This window comes from Marinobacter lipolyticus SM19, from assembly GCF_000397065.2.
Lineage (GTDB): Bacteria > Pseudomonadota > Gammaproteobacteria > Pseudomonadales > Oleiphilaceae > Marinobacter > Marinobacter lipolyticus.
The window spans coordinates 60856-79773 of sequence record NZ_KE007325.1; the positions used below are offsets into that span (position 1 = coordinate 60856).

General features: G+C 59.3%; 14 protein-coding genes. 7 read left to right on the forward strand and 7 right to left on the reverse strand.

Annotation, left to right across the window (positions count from 1 at the left end):
• Positions 1 to 29: 29 nt before the first annotated feature.
• The 7 genes from MARLIPOL_RS09850 to gshB are packed head-to-tail and all read right to left on the reverse strand — an operon-like array spanning position 30 to position 5728.
• Complete coding sequence (locus MARLIPOL_RS09850) at positions 30 to 1337, reverse strand: dihydroorotase (RefSeq protein WP_012137923.1); 1308 nt, start codon at positions 1335 to 1337, stop codon at positions 30 to 32.
• Positions 1334 to 2347 carry an aspartate carbamoyltransferase catalytic subunit gene (locus MARLIPOL_RS09855; protein ID WP_012137924.1) on the reverse strand — a complete coding sequence of 338 codons (1014 nt, stop codon included), beginning with the start codon at positions 2345 to 2347 and terminating at the stop codon, positions 1334 to 1336. The genes MARLIPOL_RS09850 and MARLIPOL_RS09855 overlap by 4 nt, the downstream gene beginning before the upstream one ends.
• Positions 2348 to 2380: 33 nt before the next feature.
• Positions 2381 to 2890 (reverse strand): bifunctional pyr operon transcriptional regulator/uracil phosphoribosyltransferase PyrR, encoded by a 510-nt coding sequence (gene pyrR, locus MARLIPOL_RS09860; RefSeq protein WP_012137925.1) that lies wholly within the window; start codon positions 2888 to 2890, stop codon positions 2381 to 2383.
• A gap of 40 nt (positions 2891 to 2930) precedes the next feature.
• Complete coding sequence (gene ruvX, locus MARLIPOL_RS09865) at positions 2931 to 3356, reverse strand: Holliday junction resolvase RuvX (RefSeq protein WP_036191231.1); 426 nt, start codon at positions 3354 to 3356, stop codon at positions 2931 to 2933.
• Entirely contained in the window at positions 3349 to 3915 is a 567-nt protein-coding gene (locus tag MARLIPOL_RS09870) for a YqgE/AlgH family protein (RefSeq protein WP_012137927.1), read from the reverse strand. Before MARLIPOL_RS09870 ends, ruvX begins: the two co-directional genes overlap by 8 nt.
• Entirely contained in the window at positions 3912 to 4778 is an 867-nt protein-coding gene (locus MARLIPOL_RS09875; RefSeq protein ID WP_012137928.1) for an energy transducer TonB, read from the reverse strand. The genes MARLIPOL_RS09870 and MARLIPOL_RS09875 overlap by 4 nt, the downstream gene beginning before the upstream one ends.
• Before the next feature lie 2 nt (positions 4779 to 4780).
• The gene (gshB, locus tag MARLIPOL_RS09880) at positions 4781 to 5728 is read right to left on the reverse strand and encodes a glutathione synthase (RefSeq protein ID WP_012137929.1); all 948 of its coding nucleotides are present in this window, start codon (positions 5726 to 5728) and stop codon (positions 4781 to 4783) included.
• 294 nt (positions 5729 to 6022) lie between these two features.
• Here gshB and pilG point away from each other — a divergent pair, with 294 nt between their 5' ends.
• The 7 genes from pilG (at position 6023) to MARLIPOL_RS09915 (ending at position 18909) form a co-directional block, all read left to right on the forward strand.
• On the forward strand, positions 6023 to 6415 hold the full coding sequence (gene pilG, locus MARLIPOL_RS09885; RefSeq protein WP_008175635.1) for a twitching motility response regulator PilG: 393 nt from the start codon (positions 6023 to 6025) through the stop codon (positions 6413 to 6415).
• A gap of 32 nt (positions 6416 to 6447) precedes the next feature.
• Positions 6448 to 6810 (forward strand): twitching motility response regulator PilH, encoded by a 363-nt coding sequence (pilH, locus tag MARLIPOL_RS09890; RefSeq protein ID WP_012137930.1) that lies wholly within the window; start codon positions 6448 to 6450, stop codon positions 6808 to 6810.
• 20 nt (positions 6811 to 6830) lie between these two features.
• The gene (locus tag MARLIPOL_RS09895) at positions 6831 to 7376 is read left to right on the forward strand and encodes a chemotaxis protein CheW (RefSeq protein WP_012137931.1); all 546 of its coding nucleotides are present in this window, start codon (positions 6831 to 6833) and stop codon (positions 7374 to 7376) included.
• 90 nt (positions 7377 to 7466) lie between these two features.
• Positions 7467 to 9542 carry a methyl-accepting chemotaxis protein gene (locus MARLIPOL_RS09900; RefSeq protein WP_036191234.1) on the forward strand — a complete coding sequence of 692 codons (2076 nt, stop codon included), beginning with the start codon at positions 7467 to 7469 and terminating at the stop codon, positions 9540 to 9542.
• A gap of 27 nt (positions 9543 to 9569) precedes the next feature.
• Complete coding sequence (locus tag MARLIPOL_RS09905; RefSeq protein WP_012137933.1) at positions 9570 to 10469, forward strand: CheR family methyltransferase; 900 nt, start codon at positions 9570 to 9572, stop codon at positions 10467 to 10469.
• 11 nt (positions 10470 to 10480) lie between these two features.
• On the forward strand, positions 10481 to 17860 hold the full coding sequence (locus MARLIPOL_RS09910) for an Hpt domain-containing protein (RefSeq protein ID WP_012137934.1): 7380 nt from the start codon (positions 10481 to 10483) through the stop codon (positions 17858 to 17860).
• On the forward strand, positions 17860 to 18909 hold the full coding sequence (locus MARLIPOL_RS09915) for a chemotaxis protein CheB (RefSeq protein WP_012137935.1): 1050 nt from the start codon (positions 17860 to 17862) through the stop codon (positions 18907 to 18909). Before MARLIPOL_RS09910 ends, MARLIPOL_RS09915 begins: the two co-directional genes overlap by 1 nt.
• Positions 18910 to 18918: the final 9 nt, after the last annotated feature.

The following is an 18918-nucleotide window of genomic DNA, read 5'->3' on the forward strand; positions in this document are numbered from 1 at the left end:
TCTGCCGCATTTTTCCAGGTACTGCCGGGTCAGGACGACCCCACGCCCCAGGCCACCCGCCCATCACAGAGGGTCAGTTTGACAACGCCAGGGATGGCGTTATCAAGCACCGGCGCATGCCGCCCAGCGGAAATCAGGGTGCCCTCACCCGGTGTCCAGGTCGCTTCCGGATCGAAGACACACAGGTCAGCAATTGCACCTGCCTCAATGCAGGCATCCCGACCAAGGATGGCCGCGGGGCCCGCCGTCAGCGACCGCAGCAGAGCCGGTAATGTCAGCTCACCCCGGCTGACCAGCATCAGTCCCATGGACAGGGTGCTTTCGATGGTGGACAGGCCGGGTTCGGTAGCACCCAGGGGCGCCTGCTTGGCTGCCGAATCGTGGGGCTGGTGCTGACTGACGATGGCATCGATGACACCATCGCGGACACCGGCCAGCAGGGCCTGGCGATCATCTTCTGTCCGCAGCGGTGGGCGCACGTGGAAGCGGCTGTCGAATCCGGACAGAGCATCTTCGGTAAACAGCAACTGGTGCATGGCCACATCGGCCGTCACGCCAATGCCACGACGGCGGGCATCCGCCACCATGTCCACACTGCGGGCCGACGACAACTGACTGAGATGCAGGCGGACACCGGTTTCTTCCGCCAGCAACAGCATCTCCATAACCGACGTGGTTTCCGCCACTTCCGGAATACCCAGCAGGCCGAGCCGTGAGGCCACCAGGCCGTCGTGGGCATAACCATCCGCCGCCAGCGCCTGATTTTCGGGGCTGAACATCACCGTCAGCCCGAAGGTTTTGGCGTAGGCCATACAGCGGCGCAGGATCCGCGCATTGCGCACACCACGGCGACCGTTACCCAACGCCACACATCCGGCAGAGGACAACCCCGCCATATCGCTAAGCAATTCACCTTCCAGGCCTCGGGTAACTGCGCCTACCGGCAGTACCCGGATGGGTGAGCGAGCCTCAGCGACATCGCGAATCAGATGGGTGACAGCGCCGGAATCATTGACCGGCGATGTCTCCGGCGAGGCACAAACCGTGGTAAAGCCACCCCGGGCCGCAGCCCTTGTCTCTGAGGCTATGTTGCCTTTTTGCCCGGTGCCCGGTTCCCGCAGGTTGCAGCACAGATCCACCAGACCCGGTGCGACAACACTGTCAGCGGCGTCAAAAACCTCATCACTGGTGGCGGCGTCGGCGGCCTCACCAATAGCGCTGATTCGACCATCAACGATATGAAGGGACGCCTTGGTCAGTTCATCACTGCCGGGCAGGAGCAGCCGGCCATTGATGATTTTCAGGGATGTCCCAGGGGTGTTGTTTGTCGCTGTCACGCCTGTTCCCTCCCGGCCTGTTTCTGATTACGTTCCGACACCTGCCCGCCCATGGCCATGGACATCACCGCCATGCGAATGGCAATGCCGTTGGTGACCTGATTCAGGATCACTGACTGGGGGCCATCGGCCACGGCGGATTCAATTTCCACCCCGCGGTTGATCGGCCCCGGGTGCATCACGATGCATTCAGGATGGGCCAGCGCCAGCTTGTCCCGGCTAAGGCCGTAGAGGCGATAAAATTCCCGCTCGCTGGGCAGCAGGGCCCCTTCCATCCGTTCCTTCTGGAGCCGCAGCATGATCACCACGTCCAGATCCTTCATGCCTTTTTGCATGTCGTATTCCACAGTGCAGCCCAGGCTTTCCACGTCCGTCGGCAACAACGTGCCGGGAGCGATCACCCGTACTTCTGCCGCACCGAGTTCATTCAGTGCACGGATCTGGGAGCGCGCCACACGGGAGTGCAGCACATCGCCGACAATGGCCACTTTCATGCCTTCGAATCCACCCTTGTGCTGGCGAATGGTCAGCATGTCCAGCATCGCCTGGGTGGGGTGGGCATGGCGGCCGTCACCGGCGTTGATGATGGCGACACCCGGGGTCACGCTCTCGGCAATGAAATGCGGCGCCCCGCTCTGGGAATGACGAACCACAAACATATCGCTGGCCATGGCTTCCAGGTTGAGCAGGGTGTCGGACAGGGACTCGCCCTTGGAGGTCGCGGAGGTACTGATGTCCAGGTTCAGCACGTCGGCGGACAGCCGCTTGGCCGCCAGTTCGAATGTACTGCGGGTGCGGGTGCTGGATTCGAAGAACAGGTTCACCACCGTGCGCCCCCGCAGCAGAGGAACTTTCTTGATGGTGCGCTCGCCCACTTCTATGAAGGAATCCGCGGTATCGAGTATGTCGGTCAACAGGGCGCGGTCGAGCCCGTCAAGAGTCAGGAAATGCCGCAACTGACCATCCGCCGTCAGTTGCAGGGATCGTTTGGAAGCTTGGTCTACAGTCATGTGTCGCCTGTTCACAAGAGAGTTTCGCGGTGGTTACTGTCCGGTTTCCTGCAATTCGATGTGCAGTGGATCGGGGCCGCGGAGCTTAACCCGCTGATGACTTTCAAGTGCCAGCACCTTGCCCGTCACGTCCGGCTGGACGGGCAATTCCCGGGCCCCCAGATCAATCAGTGTGGCGAGAATGATACTGGCTGGACGGCCATAATCGAAGATTTCATTCATCGCGGCGCGAATGGTGCGACCGCTCATGATGACGTCGTCGATCAGGATGATGTCGCGATCCTCGGTACTGAAGGGCAGGCTGGATGGTTTGACTTTCGGGTTCAGACCAATGCGGCTGAAGTCATCCCGGTAAAAAGAAATGTCCAGTTCCCCATAGGGCTCTTCGAGTCCCAGGCGCTTCCTCATGACGTCGGCGAGCCAGACGCCGCCGGTGCGGATACCAATGAGCGCCGGCGACGTCACGCCCCGGTCGGCCATGATGTTGCGCAACCCAGCTTCCAGTTCGTCCAGTAACCGGTTCATATCAAGCAATGCGGTCATTATTTCCTCACTTAACACCACCGGCGATATCCGGCGGAATTTACTGCTGGCGAAACCAGGTTTCCAGGATCAGGACGGCGGCGCGGTCATCCACCCCATGGCGACCGAAATCACGACTTCCCCCACTCGCCATCACCTCGCCCTTGGCTTCGAAACTGGTCAGGCGCTCGTCGACCATTTCCACCGGCACATGAAAGCGGCCATGCAGGCGTTTGCCGAACTTGCGGGCGCGGGCGCACATGTCGTTTTCGCTGTCGTCCATGTTCAGGGGCAGGCCGACCACTACCAGGTCCGGCTTCCATTCGTCCAGCAAGTGGCCGATGGCATCCCAGTCCGGAATACCGTCTCTGGCCGGTAACAGAGTCAGTGGCTGGCCGGTACCCAGCAGTTGCTGGCCGGTGGCTACGCCGATGCGGCGGGTACCGAAATCAAATGCCATGACCCGGCGATTGTTTCCTTCAGGCATGGCCGATGGACTCGCTCAGTTGGTTCAGATCGATCCCAATCAGCTTCAGTACGGCCTCGTACCGTTTGTCCCAGGGGGTACGGAACAGGATGTCGGTGTTGGCCGGACAGGTCAGCCAGGAGTTACTGCCCAGCTCGCTCTCCAATTGACCCTCTCCCCAGCCTGCATACCCCAGCGCCACCAGGAATGCGTCCGGCCCCTCATCACAACCGATGCCTTCCAGGATATCGCGGGACGTGGTGAGCATGACATCATCGGTCACCTGCGCAGTGTTGTGCCAGGTGGTGCCGGGCGAATGCAGGACAAAACCGCGTTCGGGCTGCACCGGGCCGCCACTGAACACCGGCAAGTCCAGTTCACCGCCCTCCATATCCAGTTGTTCGAGGATTTCCCCCAGGTGAATATCCAGAGGGTGGTTAATCATCAGCCCCAGGGCACCGTCGTCGGAATGCTCGCACAGGTAGATCACCGCACCGTGAAAACGCGGATCATCAAGATATGGAGAGGCCACCAGGAAGTGGTGCCGCAAACTGTTGGGCGAATGTTTTGATGCCGTCATCCCGATGTCAGCCCCCGACGCTGGAAAGACCAGGTTCGAATGATTTCAAGCTCGTCGACTTCCTCTTTCATGCCTTCCGGGAACGGCGCGAATGGTGCGGCCATGCGCACGATACGGATGGCGGCATCATCCAGCACGGTGCTGCCGGAGGATTGCAGAATGGCGACTTCTTTGATTGTGCCATCCTTTTCCAGAGAAACCAGCATTCTCAGTGTGCCATAGATGCCGGCTCGCCGCGCCTCTGTCGGGTAGTTGATATTGCCAACCCGCGTCACCTTGGTGATCCAGTTCTGCACGTACCAGGCGTTACTTGAGCGCAGGGTCGATGCCGCTGTGACCCGCATGATGCGGGGCTTTTTGGCATAGGCCTGGCGCTGGGCATCAAACCGGGCTTCAAGGCTGGCGATTTCCAGGCTGCGCTCCATCAGACTCTTTTTCTTACGCACCGGCAGCGGTTCTTCCGTCGGCTCCACCGTCTCTTCCGGCTCCCGGACCTGACGGACCGACGCCGCTTCGGTCTTGATCGCTTCGCGATCCTGCTGCTTCACCGGCTCGGTCCGCGACGGCGGTTCCGGCTGCACTTCGGCAATCTTTGGCTGGCTGGCCTCTGTCGGCTGCGGCGAGGTCAACTCGCGGACCTCTTCTTCGGAACCACTGCCCTGCTGGCTGGTCTGTGCCAGGAAGTCGGCCTGATCCGGATCGGTTTCATCGTCAAACTGCGACAGGGTGATTTCCATGGTTTGCGCGGATGAACGCGGAGGCTCCGGCGCGAAGGTAATCCCCAGCACAATCACTGCGTGCACGGCCAACGCCATGAACAGGGTAAAGGAAAACCGGTCGAAATCACTTACCTGCGCTGCCATTGCTACTTCAACCGCTTCTCGATGGCATCCATCAGCTGCCCGGAAATGTCGATCCCGAAGGCTGCATCCAGTTCACGAATACAGGTAGGACTGGTGACGTTGATTTCCGTGAGGTAATCCCCGATCACATCGAGCCCGACAAAGATCAGCCCTTTCTCTTTGATTGCCGGCGCCACCCGTTCACAGATCTCCCGATCACGATCAGTCAGTTCACGACCTTCTCCGCGACCACCGGCGGCAAGGTTGCCCCGGTTTTCACCGTGGGACGGAATCCGCGCCAAAGCGTAGGGTACCGGTTCGCCGTCTATCAGCAGAATGCGCTTGTCACCATCGCTGATCTGGGGAATGAATTTCTGGGCCATGGCCTGGTGGGCACCATGATTGGTGAGGGTTTCGATAATCACGCCCAGATTGGCGTCGTTTTCCTTGACGCGGAAAATGGAGCGACCACCCATGCCATCCACCGGCTTCATGATGATGTCACCGTGTTCGGCATAAAACTCACGGAAGCGGGTGGACGACCGGGTCACAATCAGCGGTGGTGTCAGGTCTTCAAACTGTGTCGCGAACAGTTTCTCGTTACAGTCCCTGAGGGTGGAAGGCGGATTCACCACCAGCGCCCCTTGCAGCTCGGCCGCATCGAGAATGTAAGTGGCCATCAGGAACTCCCTGTCCACCGGCGGATCCTGGCGCATAAGGATGACATCCAGATCGCCCAGCGCACGATCCTGGGAGGCGCCGAAGGCAAACCAGTTCTCCGGATCCATGTGTACCGTCAGGTCACGGGTGTGCGCTCTTGCCTGGCCACCTTTCAGGTACATGTCCGGGAGCTCCATGTACTCAATCTGCCAGCCTCGTTTCTGAGCCGCCAGCAACATGGCCAGTGAACTGTCTTTCTTGAAGTGGATCTTTTCGATGGGGTCCATCACGATCCCGAGTCGGACTGTCATAATGCCTCTTGAGCTCCAGGGTTAAAAACACGAACCGGTCAGCAGAGCGAAGGATAGTTTAAGTGCTATGCTGAGAACACTGATGGTATTGTACCCGAGCTTTTAATGCATCCGCAGAAATCCGGGGTGTATAACGTGACATTGCCGGCAGAAGTACATTTGGTCACAAAGTTATGCTTTTTATCCGGCCATCGATCCTCTATAAATAAGCGGGATTTATAGAAGAACCCTGAGGTTTGTGTTAAAACCCCCGTTTAAAATAATGACAGTCGCTGAGCGCAAGGCACCTGGACAATGGATGACAACTTCGAGAATCTGAAGATTATGGTGATCGACGACAGTAAAACCATCCGTCGCACCGCAGAAACCCTTCTGAAAAAGGTTGGTTGTGAGGTCATCACCGCAACTGACGGCTTTGATGCTTTGGCGAAAATCGCCGATTCCCAGCCGGACATCATTTTTGTCGATATCATGATGCCGCGCCTGGACGGATATCAGACCTGCGCACTGATCAAGAACAATTCCTCTTTCAAAAAGACGCCGGTCATCATGCTCTCCAGTAAGGACGGTCTGTTTGACAAGGCCAAGGGCCGCATTGTCGGTTCTGATCAGTATCTGACCAAACCGTTCAGCAAGGACGAGCTGCTCAACACCATCCGCCAATACGTACCCCAGGCGGAACAGTAAATCTGCCGAAGTATCGAACTATTGAGGAAACCATGGCCCGCATTCTGATTGTTGATGACTCCCCCACCGAGGTGAAGAAAATCTCAAGCATTCTGGAAAAGCACCGGCACGAAGTACTGACTGCTGATAACGGTGCTGACGGCGTGGCAAAGGCCCGCGCCGAGACTCCGGATCTGGTTCTGATGGACGTGGTCATGCCTGGCCTGAATGGCTTTCAGGCTACCCGGCAGCTGACCCGCGCTCCGGAAACCGCTTCCATCCCCGTGGTGATCGTGACCACCAAGGACCAGGAAACTGACCGTGTCTGGGGCACCCGCCAGGGCGCCAAGGGCTACCTGGTCAAGCCTGTCAACGAAGATGACCTGATCAAAACAATCAACAGTCTGATTGCCTGATCCCCAACCGTGGAGTGCCCATGTCCGCCAAGGCCGCCCCTTTTGCCGTTCTGACGGATATCGCCCAGCGCAGCCGGTCCATGGCGGCCGGCCTGCCGGAGCAACAGGAAGCCGTTGAACTCTGGAATGGCATCGGCTTTGTTCTGGCGGGCGAACGCTATGTGGCGCCCATGGGTGAGGTTACCGAAATTCTCCATGTCCCCCGGTTTACACATATTCCGGGGGTCAAGCCGTTCATGATGGGTGCGGCGAATGTTCGTGGCCGCCTCCTTCCCCTTGTCGATCTCGCCGGATTCTTTGATATATCGCGCTCATCACGCAGTCAACGTGAGCGCCGGGTTCTGGTGGTCGAACAGGGCGATGTGTTCAGCGGCCTGGTGGTCGACAGCGTGTCCGGCATGCAGTACTTCGCGCGGGACAACTTCGTGGCCTCGCCCGGAGAAGTACCACCGAGTGTTCGACCGTTTGTGAATGGTGGTTATGAACGAAATGAAGAAGTCTGGAAAGTGTTCTCCGCCGCCGACCTGGTGGAAGACGAGCGGTTTCTGGACGTTGCGCAGTGGTAAGGATGATGACAATGGCAGGAGCATCATCCCTGCTACCCAAGCACGCAGAAGCAAACTTGCCAATATAATGAAAAGGCCGGGAGCCAGAAGATGAAAAACAGAGCCGGAAGATTCAGTATGGGACAGGGAGGCAACAAGCTCGTTGCCGGCCTGATTGCCGCACTGATTGCACTCACTGTCCTGCTTGTTGTGGTCCTGTTCATAATCAACAATGACAGCCAGAACGACCAGGAATACATCGCCCACGCCTCCGAGCTGCGGGTACTGTCACAGGAAATTGCAAAGAACGCGACGGAGGCCGCCGGCGGTACCGCTGAAGCCTTCGACCAGCTGCGTCGTTCCCGTGATGAGTTCCAACAGCTGTGGTCTTATGTGGTTGACGGCAACCCCGAAACCGGCCTGCCGCCCAGTGAGATTGCCCGGCAAAGCAGTGTGCAGGCCAAGTGGGATGCGGTACGTGAAAACGCCGACAGCATCCTCTCCACCCGGGATGCGGTGCTTGGTCTCCACGAAGTGGCCCGCACCCTGAACGAAACCATTCCGCAACTGCAGGTGGAGTACGATGACATCGTACAGATCCTGCTGGACAACAACGCACCGGCAGAACAGGTGGCTCTGGCACAACGCCAGTCCCTGCTGGCAGAGCGTATTGTGCGTTCGGTCAACAACGTACTGTCCGGTGACGAAGATGCGGTTATCGCCGCCGACAGATTTGGCCGTGACGCCAGCCTGTTTGGCCGCGTACTGCAGGGCCAGATGGAAGGCAACCCGGCCATGGGTATCTCCCGCGTAGATGACGAAGACGCCATCTATGGCCTGGAAGCCGTTGGCGAGCTGTTCGAATTCGTTTCCCAGAACGTAGACGCGATTCTTGAAGCTTCTCCCGACCTCTTCAAGGTACGTACCGCGGCCTCTGATATCTTCCAGAACTCCCAGATCCTGCTGGACGATATTTCCGTCATGGCAGACCAGTTTACCGGGCAGGCCGGCTCCCGCCTGATCAGCCCGACCCTGGCCTTTATCATCCTGGCCGCCATGGTCGGTATTGTTGTCCTGATCGGTGTCGTGCTCTATCGCGAAGCCCAGGAACGGATTTCGACCACCCAGGAGCAGAACGAACAGAACCAGAATGCGATCCTGCGACTGCTGGACGAACTCGCCGATCTGGCGGATGGTGACCTGACCACCGAGGCCACGGTCACCGAGGACTTTACCGGTGCCATCGCCGACTCCATCAACTACGCGATCGACCAGATGCGCGGGCTGGTACAGGCGATTCGTGGCACGGCAGTTCGGGTTGCCTCGGCATCCCAGGAAACCCAGGCCACGGCCATGCACCTGGCCGACGCGTCAGAGCACCAGGCCCAGGAAATTGCCGGCGCCTCCGCGGCGGTGAACGAGATGGCGGTGTCCATCGACCAGGTATCCTCGAACGCCGCCGAATCCTCTGCGGTTGCGGAGCGGTCGGTTGCGATCGCGAAGAAAGGCGCGGAAGTGGTACAGAACACCATTCGCGGCATGGACAACATCCGTGAGCAGATCCAGGAAACCTCAAAGCGGATCAAGCGTCTGGGTGAATCTTCCCAGGAAATCGGTGACATCGTATCGCTGATCAACGACATCGCCGACCAGACCAACATCTTGTCCCTGAACGCGGCAATCCAGGCCTCCATGGCCGGTGACGCGGGCCGGGGCTTCGCGGTGGTTGCGGACGAGGTTCAGCGCCTGGCGGAACGTTCCTCCGCGGCGACCAAGCAGATTGAAGCACTGGTCAAGACGATCCAGTCGGATACCAACGAAGCGGTTATCTCCATGGAGCACACCACCGCCGAGGTGGTCCGTGGTGCTCGTCTGGCCCAGGACGCGGGTATCGCCCTCGAGGAAATCGAGAACGTATCCATGAGTCTGGCGGAGTTGATCCAGAACATCTCCAACGCCGCCCGTCAGCAGTCCTCGTCTGCGGCGCACATTTCCAACACCATGAACGTTATCCAGGAGATTACCTCCCAGACCTCCTCCGGTACCAACGCGACAGCGAAGTCGATCGGTAACCTGGCAGAAATGGCGTCCGAGCTGCGGTCTTCCGTTGCCGGCTTCACACTGCCTGATGAAGAAGGCGCGGAGCAGCAGGAAGAGGAAGACAGCGACGTCCCGGTGGTGGGCTGATCAACCTTCCGAGGCGACTGACGGTTTATGGCTGAAACACGCGACAACCGCTCAACTGCCGAGGGCATCTGGTCACTGCGCCGACTTCCGGAAATGGATGAGGTGCAGTTCACCCAGTGGCAAACCTTACTGGAGCGGCGAACCGGCATCACCCTGTCATCGGGCCGCCGGTCCTTTCTCGAGACTAATCTCGGGATACGGATGCGTGAGATTGGCTGCGACAGTTATCAGGCCTACTACGAGCAGATCGTCTCCGGGGCCGATGCCATTTTGGAGTGGGCAACCCTGGTTGACCGCCTGACTGTCCAGGAAACCCGGTTCTTCCGGGATCCCGATGCCTTCCGGTTCGTCTCGGACTTCGTCCTGACCCGGCCGAGGGAACAGCTGAAACGGCGACCACTGGAAGCCTGGAGTGTCGGTTGCTCCAGTGGCGAAGAGCCCTACACGCTGGCGATGATTCTGAACGAATGCATGGCCCAGTTGGCGCTGCCACCGCTGTTCGGGGTAACCGGATCGGACATCAGCAAACCAGCCATCGAACGTGCCCGCAAGGGCGTGTTCAATACCCGCAAGCTGGCGGGCGTGAACGACGATCTCAAGGCCAGGTACTTTCAGCCGGCAGAACGAAATGCCGTGGCAATGACCGAAAGTATCCGGGAACGGGTGTGTTTTACCCAATTGAACGTGCTGGACCTGAACGAAGCTCCGATGCACGGGATGAGTATTATCTTCTGCCAGAATCTGCTGATTTATTTCCGGCGCTGGCGTCGGCGGGAAATCGTGAAGCGGCTTGCAGAGAGGCTGGCGCCCGGGGGGTTGCTGGTCCTGGGCCAGGGAGAGCTGACCGACTGGCAGCCACCTGGCTTACAGAGGGTACCCTCGGAACATGTGCTGGCGTGGATCAAACGCCAGACTGACGAAGAATAACCGGAGTGGTTATGGGCAATCACCATGACAGCATCGCCCTGGACTGGGTTCGGGACGAAATACAGGACACGCTGACCCAGGGTCAGCAGGCACTGGAAGCGTATGTCGAGAACCGCGACGATACCGCGCGTCTGCGCTTTTGCCTGAACTACCTCCATCAGGTGCATGGCACCCTGCAGATGGTGGAGTTGTATGGCGCGGCCCTGCTTACCGAGGAGATGGAAAAGCTGACCCAGGCGGTGCTGAATGACACCGTCGGCAGCGTGGACGACGCCGTTGAAGTACTGATGCAGGCCATCCTGCAGCTGCCCCAGTACCTGGAACACCTTGCCACCAGCAAGGATGATTTCCCCATGGTGCTATTGCCGCTGCTGAACGACCTGCGAGCTGCCCGTGGCGAGTCTCTGTTGTCGGACACCTCCCTGTTCAAGCCCGACCTGAGCCCATCGCAGCATCGGGCCGCCAACAATGCGTCCCAGCGGCTGCAAGACCCCAAGGTACTCGGTCACATCCGCAAGCTGCGGCAGATGTACCAGTTCGCCCTCGCCGGCGTGATACGTGAAGCGGACCTGGATGCCCACTTTGACTATATGCAGAAGGTTCTGCAGCGGCTGATCCGCCTGTGCCAGAAAACCCCCAGGGGCGAACTCTGGAAAGCGGCGTCGGCTTTTCTGGAAACCCTGCAAAACCGCGTTAATCCGGTCAACACGGCGGTCAAATCCCTACTGAGAGAACTTGATTCCGAAATCCGCCGTCTCGGCGATGAACATGTGGACATCCTTCAACAGCCGGTCCCGGAAGCACTGCTGAAAAACCTTCTGTACTACGTAGCACGCGCTCGTGAACTGGACACGCCGCAGGTGACGGAGCTCCGCCAGCGTTATCAGCTGGAGCAGGCACTGCCGTCGGAAGACGATGTCGATGCCGCCAGGACGCGGGTGTCCGGCCCCGGTCGTGAAGCCATTCATTCCGTGGTTAGCGCGCTCAACGAGGAGCTGGCCAAGCTCAAGGACCAGCTCGACCTGTTTGTACGCGCCGAGCTGCGCCAGAACGATGAACTGGAAGAACTGTTGCCGGGGCTGAAACAGGTAGCCAATACCCTGGCGGTCCTGGGTCTCGGTATTCCCCGCAAGGTGGTGACCGAGCAGATCGAACTGGTCGAGCGCCTGTCCGGTCAGATCGCTGCCGTCGACGACGGCACCCTGATGGACATCGCCGGGGCTTTACTCTACATCGAAGCCAGTCTGGCCGGCCTGGATAGTGATCGCTACCAGGAAACGCCAGCAATTGACGAGTCCGAGCAAGGCATCAACCTGGGCAATCGCGAACTCAATGAAGCCAGCAGTGCGCTGTTACGGGAATCCAGAAACACTCTGGAACAGGTGAAAACCGCCATCGTCAATTTCATCGCGTCCCAATGGGATACCCGGGAAATTGAACACGTTCCCGGCCTGCTGCACAGCATTCGTGGCGGCCTCAGCCTGGTTCCACTGGATCGCGTGGCCGACATGCTGGGCTCCGCGGAACGTTACATCAACGATGTGTTATTGGGTGGCAAGCAGGTACCGGACTGGAAGCAACTGGATACCCTTGCGGATGCGGTAACCAGTGTCGAGTATTACCTGGAGCGCCTGGCCGAAGGTATTGGAGAAAATGACAGCATTCTGCAAGTCGCCGAGGAGAGCCTGGCATCCCTGGGCTTCCCCGTAGGGGCCGAGCCGACCTGGCAGGGCCCCGGAGAGCAGACTGTTCCGGTGGTCGAAAGCACAGTACCTTCCTCCGGAGAACAACTGGCGGTGCCAGAGGAAACCAAGGGTTCCGATGAAGAACTGCTGGACGATGAAATACTCGAGATCTTCGTGGAAGAGGCCGAAGAGGTCCTGCAGACCATTCACGATTTCTACCCGCGCCTGCGCCAGAACCACGACGACCGCGAAGCCCTGGCTGAAGTCCGCCGCGCCTTCCACACCCTCAAGGGCAGTGGTCGACTGGTGGGTGCAACCAGCATCGGTGAGCTGGCCTGGTCTGTTGAAAGCCTGCTGAACCGGGTGATCGACCAGACCATCAAACCCAACGATGAGCTGTTCTCCCTGATCGACGATGTGAATACCCGCATTCCTTCACTGATCAGCGATTTCCGGGAAGGCCGATCAGACGGTGATGTGATTGAGCTGATCGCACGTGCGGAGGCCATGTCCACCACCCGCAAGACGGATGACGATTCCCCGACCGCCATCGAAGATGAAGCACCTCAGAAGGAAGTGGCCTCTGAACAGTCAGAGCCAATGGCGGAGGGCGTTCCCGCCGTCAGCAGCGCAGACGATGACGACCTGATTGATGACGAAATCCTCGAGATTTTCATCGAGGAAGCCGGTGAAGTCCTGGACAGCATTCGCGAATACCTGCCTATGCTGCTGCGACAGCATGATGACCGCACGGCCCTGTCGGAAGTAAGGCGTGCCTTCCATACCCTTAAGGGCAGTGGGCGCATGGTCGGCGCACTGGTGGTCGGCGAGCTGGCCTGGTCCGTGGAGAACATGCTCAATCGCGTTATCGATGGCAGCATCTTCATGAACGATGACGTCGCAGCCCTGCTTGAGGATGTCACCGCTGCCCTGCCCGCACTGGTAGAGGACTTCGAGAAGCGTCAGCCCGCCAGCCAGGACACCGCGCCCCTGGAAGCCCGCGCCACTTCCCTGGCCAATGGCGAGATTCCGGACGCAGACACCATGCCAGCGGTTGACGACCATGGCATGCACGACACTGAGGAACTCTCCTCAGAGGCCGAACACGATGGCACAGGCGTCGATCCGGTCCTGCTGGATATCTTTGAAAGCGAAGCAGAGACTCACCTGCAAACCCTAAGGGAGTTTCTGGAAAGCGCCGGTGACAAGGCGTCTGTCGCTTATACCGACGATCTCTCCCGCGCGCTGCACACCCTCAAGGGCAGCGCGCACACCGCGGGCATTGATCCGATAGCAGCGGTGATTACACCACTGGAACGGTTCGTCAAGGAATCCCGGGCCCAGAACAAGCGGGCGAACCAGGAGATCATCACCCTGATCGCCGACGCCTGCGAATTTTTGACCCAGGGCCTGCGCCAACTCAGGCAGGATCCCCAGGCGCCCCTCGCCGGCACCGACGCCTATCTGGAACGACTCCGTGACATAACGACCGCCACTCTGCGCAGCCATGCCAGCGTAGACGACGAGTCCCCACGGCAACAGTCCGCACCGCAACTGGTCCAGCTGTTCCTGAACGAGGGTCTCGACATTCTGCTGGACGCCGATCGCATCCTCGACGAATGGGCAGCGGATCCGGAACAGACAACCGCGGTCGAAAAACTCCGCACTGAACTGCACCAATTAACCAATGGCGCGCAGGAAGCCGGTCTGGCCGATGTGGCCGGATTGTCGGACGCCCTTGGCCAGATCTATGAATGTGCCGGTTCGCCAGGTTTTACGCCGGACGCAGGCTTCTTCACCACGGTACGCGCTGCCCATGAGCAGCTGATCAACATGATGGATCAAGTCGCCGCAGGGTTGGCGACGGAATCCGGTGACGAACTGATTGCCGAGCTGGATGCCCTGAGCATCGACCTCACCGAGTCCGGGGAACCCGAACCTGACGCGTTCGAACAGGAATTCACCGGCGACCTGGAAGAGATCGACCTCAGTTTCGACATGGAGGAAGAATCACCCCCCGCTGAGGACAATGAGCAGCCTCCTTTGGTGGAAACCGATGAGGATATGGATCAGGAGCTCGCTGAGATCTTCCTGGAAGAGGCTCGAGACCTGATCAACAGCTCCGCCGATACCCTGCACAACTGGAGTGACAACACCGACAACCTCGACCTGCTGAGACTGCTGCAGCGAGACCTGCATACTCTCAAGGGTGGCGCGCGACTGGCGGATATCCCCGCCGTAGGTGATCTTTCCCATGAACTGGAAAACCTGTTCGAGGGCCTGACCGAACAGCGACTGTCGATCACCGGCGAACTGTCGGACCTGTTGTTCCGCAGCCATGACCGCCTGGCCGGTATGGTGGATGCGCTGGAACAGCAGGATTCACCACGCCCGGCCCCGGATCTGATCAGTGAAATCCGTGCCTATATGGATAACACGGGAGCATCCCGACCCGTGACGGATGTCGCCACACCGGAAGTGGACGACGAGACACCGCCGTCGAGCCCGGACGAGCCCGGGGATTTGGAAGCCACCGACCTGTCCCACCTTGATCCGGAGCTGGTGGGCATCTTCCTGGAAGAAGCCTACGACCTGATCAACTCAACCGGTAGTGCCCTTCATACCTGGAGCGAGGACCCCTCGAACCGGGCCGTGGCAGCCGAATTGCAACGTGACGTGCACACCCTCAAAGGTGGTGCCCGCATGGCCGGCGTCGATGCCATCGGCGACCTGACGCACGTACTTGAAGATCTGTTCGAGAAGGTGGCCGAAGGCCAGCTGGCGGCCAGCAGTTACATGACTGACCTGCTGTTCGCCTGCCACGACCGGCTGGCACAGATGGTCGAGCAGGTCGCCACTCAAAAACCCTGCCCCCCGGCCGAGGAACTGGTTGCCGAGGTGAAGGCCATCCTCTCGGGTAAACCGGTATCACCCAAGCAGGACGTGAGCGAGGCAATACCGGAAGCCACCAACGACGAATTGATCGGCATCTTTCTGGATGAAGGTCTGGAGATCCAGGCCGCCATCAGCGAGAGCCTGGCCCAATGGCGGGATGAACCGGACGAGTTTACCGGGGTCACACAGCTTCAGCAGGAACTCCATACCCTCAAGGGTGGCGCGCGCCTGTCCGATGTTGACCCCATCGCCGATTTGGCGGAGGCATGGTCCGACGCCCTGGATCCTCTGATCAGTGGCGCCAGTAATCAGGCCGCATTATTGGCACTGAGCGACCGGGCTCTGGATAATCTCAAGCAGATGCTGGTCAGCCTGGAAGACGGCGAAAAACCGGTGGCAAACCAGACCCTGGTGCAGGCGCTGATGGATGCTCACAAGGCCGCCGCAGAGGATGTGTCCGGAGACAGCATCTCCGAAGAAACCGATGAGCCGGAAGTTGACCCCGAAGTTCTGGAGATTTTTCTGGAGGAAGCCGGTGAAATCCTCGACCAGCTCGAGCATCTGCTGGAAGACTGGCGCAAGGAGCCAGCCAATCACCATTTCAACCAGGAAGCGCAACGCGCACTGCACACCCTCAAGGGTGGCGCTCGCCTGTCAGGGCTGAGCGAACTGGGTGATAAGGCCCATGCGTTTGAAACCCGGCTGATCGATCTGGGGGGCAATGCACCGGATGATCACACCTGGCAAAAGATCACCGATGATCATGACGCCATCGTCGCGCTGGTGAACCGTGTCCGGGAGAACGCGGGGCAAGAACACACGCCTCCCACTCCGGTACCGGAAAAACCGGCCGAGGAAGACCAACCGGTCGAATCAGCGCCCGCTGCCGCACAGACGCCTGAGCCAGCAACCGCACCACAGCCACAGAAATTACCGGCCAAGCCCCACAAGAAAGCGATGGATGTGCAGCGCGCAGCCCAGGAAACGATTCGGGTATCGGCGCCGTTGCTGGACGAATTGGTCAACCTGGCGGGTGAAACCAGTATTACCCGTGGCCGCCTGGAACAGCAGAGCAGTGATTTCAGTTACACCCTGGATGAGATGGCCGCCACCATCGAACGTTTGCGCGAACAGTTGCGACGGATGGATATCGAGACCGAGACCCAGATCCTTTTCCGCGCGGAAAAGGAACACGGGCCGGACTACGGTGACGATTTCGATCCCCTGGAAATGGACCGCTATTCATCAATCCAGCAGTTGTCACGGGCACTGACCGAGTCCTCATCGGATCTCGCGGACCTGCGTGAAACCCTGTCCGATCGGGTACGGGATACCGAGACCCTGCTGGTACAGCAGTCCCGCATCAACACGGAACTGCAGGAAGGTCTGATGAAGACCCGCATGATTCCGTTCGCCTCCATGGTTCCACGCCTGCGACGGATCGTGCGCCAGATCAGCGGCGAGCTGGGCAAGAAGGTCGAGTTCGATGTCCGTAACCCGGAAGGGGAAATGGATCGCAACATCCTTGAACGCATGATTGCCCCGCTGGAGCATATGCTGCGTAACGCCCTGGACCATGGCATCGAAACCCCGGCGGACCGCAAGAAGTCGGGCAAACCGGAAACCGGTGAAGTGACCCTGTCACTGACCCGGGAAGGCGGTGATGTGGTGCTGCGAATGATCGATGATGGCGCTGGCATTCCTTCCAGCGTGATCCGCGAGAAAGCCATCCGCCAGGGCATGCTGTCGGCGGACGAAGAGCTGAGCGAACGGGAAGTACTGCAATTCATCCTGCAGCCAGGCTTCTCCACTGCCCAGCAGGTCACACAGATCTCCGGCCGTGGCGTTGGCATGGACGTGGTTGCCAGCGAGATCAAACAGCTAGGCGGCAGTCTGGACATTGACTCCACCGTGGGTCGCGGTACCACCTTCACCGTACGTCTGCCCTTTACCGTGTCCGTGAACCGGGCACTGATGGTGTCCACCGGCGAAGATTTCTACGCCATCCCGCTGAATACCATCGAAGGTATCGTGCGGGTCAGCACCTACGAGCTCGAGGAATACTACAAACCGGACGCACCGCTGTATGAATACGCTGGTCAGCAATACCGGCTGCAGTACCTCGGCAACCTGCTGAACAGCGATCACCACCCCAAACTTCAGGGCCAGGCGCTGCCACTGCCGGTCATTCTCGTTCGTGGTACCGAGCAGCCGATGGCCCTGCAGGTGGACAACCTGATGGGCAGCCGTGAAATCGTGGTGAAATCCCTGGGGCCACAGTTCAACTCAGTGCGTGGCGTCTCCGGGGCCACCATTCTGGGTGATGGTAACGTGGTAGTGATTCTCGATCTGCCTGCAATGATCCGTTCCGACATCCTGTCCGAGCGTCAACGCCTGGCCAGCCTGGAAAAGGCCCGGGAATCCGCACGCTACGAACAGCGTGAGACCCTGGTTATGGTGGTAGACGACTCCGTAACGGTGCGAAAAGTGACTTCCCGCCTGCTCGAACGGAACGGCATGGAGGTGATTACCGCCAAGGATGGTCTCGATGCGGTGGCCCAGCTTCAGGATCACAAGCCCGACATCATCCTGCTGGATATCGAAATGCCACGAATGGACGGCTTCGAAGTGGCCAGCTTTGTACGCCATGACGATAACCTGAGGGATACACCGATCTGTATGATCACTTCGCGGACGGGAGAAAAACACCGGGAGCGGGCGCTGGCAATTGGTGTCAACGAGTACCTCGGCAAGCCATTCCAGGAAACCGAGCTGCTTGAGACCATTACCCGGCTGACCAGGAACCAGTGATGGCTGGCCTTCCGTCAGGTCGGCCCCGGGTCGGGATCGTTTCCGACATCGTCCTGCAGCGGCATCGTTTGCAAGCGGCCACGTCAAAGTTCGGCCTGGACGTGTGCTTCACCGGGGATCCGGACCGCCTGCAGGATTATCCGGAATTCCCGGATGCCAACCTCTGGCTGGTGACTCTGGAAGATGAAGCTGATCACCCGATGCTGTTCGATCACCTCCTTGGTAACACCGACGCCCCGGTTTTGTTCGGACTCGACCCGGCGCCCAAACCCGGCACCACCGACTATTTCCGCTGGGAACAGCGGCTGATGGGTAAGCTGGAACAGCAACTGGGCCACCTGGAAGAACTCGATTCCGAAGCCAGCCTGCAGGAACTGGCGGAGCAGTCACCCATGGAAGCGCCGCCATTACCCCATTGGATTCCGCCGGCGGCGTCTGATTCCATCGCCAGGGATATCTGGATTCTCGGTGCTTCCCTGGGAGGCCCTGCGGCTGTGAAAACCTTTCTGGACCACCTGCCTCCCGGATTACCCGTTGGCTTCATCTACGCCCAGCACATTGATGGCAATTTCACCGATGTACTGACCCGGGTCCTCGGACGTCACGCTCACTACCAGCTCAAGAGCGCGCAAACCGGTTACCAGGTACGCAATGGCGACGTCATATTGTTACCAGTGGAACGGGAATGGGCACTGGATGACGACGGCGCACTGATCGAAAAGGATACCCCCTGGCCCGGGCCTTACGGCCCATCCATCGACCAGGTTCTGCTGAACATTGCCGATCATTACGGCAACCACTGCCATGCTATTCTGTTTTCCGGCATGGGTAACGACGGGGCGATAGCAGCCCCCCTGCTGAAAGCCTATGGTAGCCGTATCTGGGTCCAGGAAAGCAACAGCTGTGGCAACAGTTCCATGCCCGACTCCGTCGCTGCCACCGGGTGTACCTCCTTCTGCGGTACGCCGGAACAGCTGGCCCGGGAACTAGTCAAAACGATTGAAGAATCCTGCCTGCTCAAGGGCCGGCAAAATAGGGATTCTGCCTGAGGAAATGAG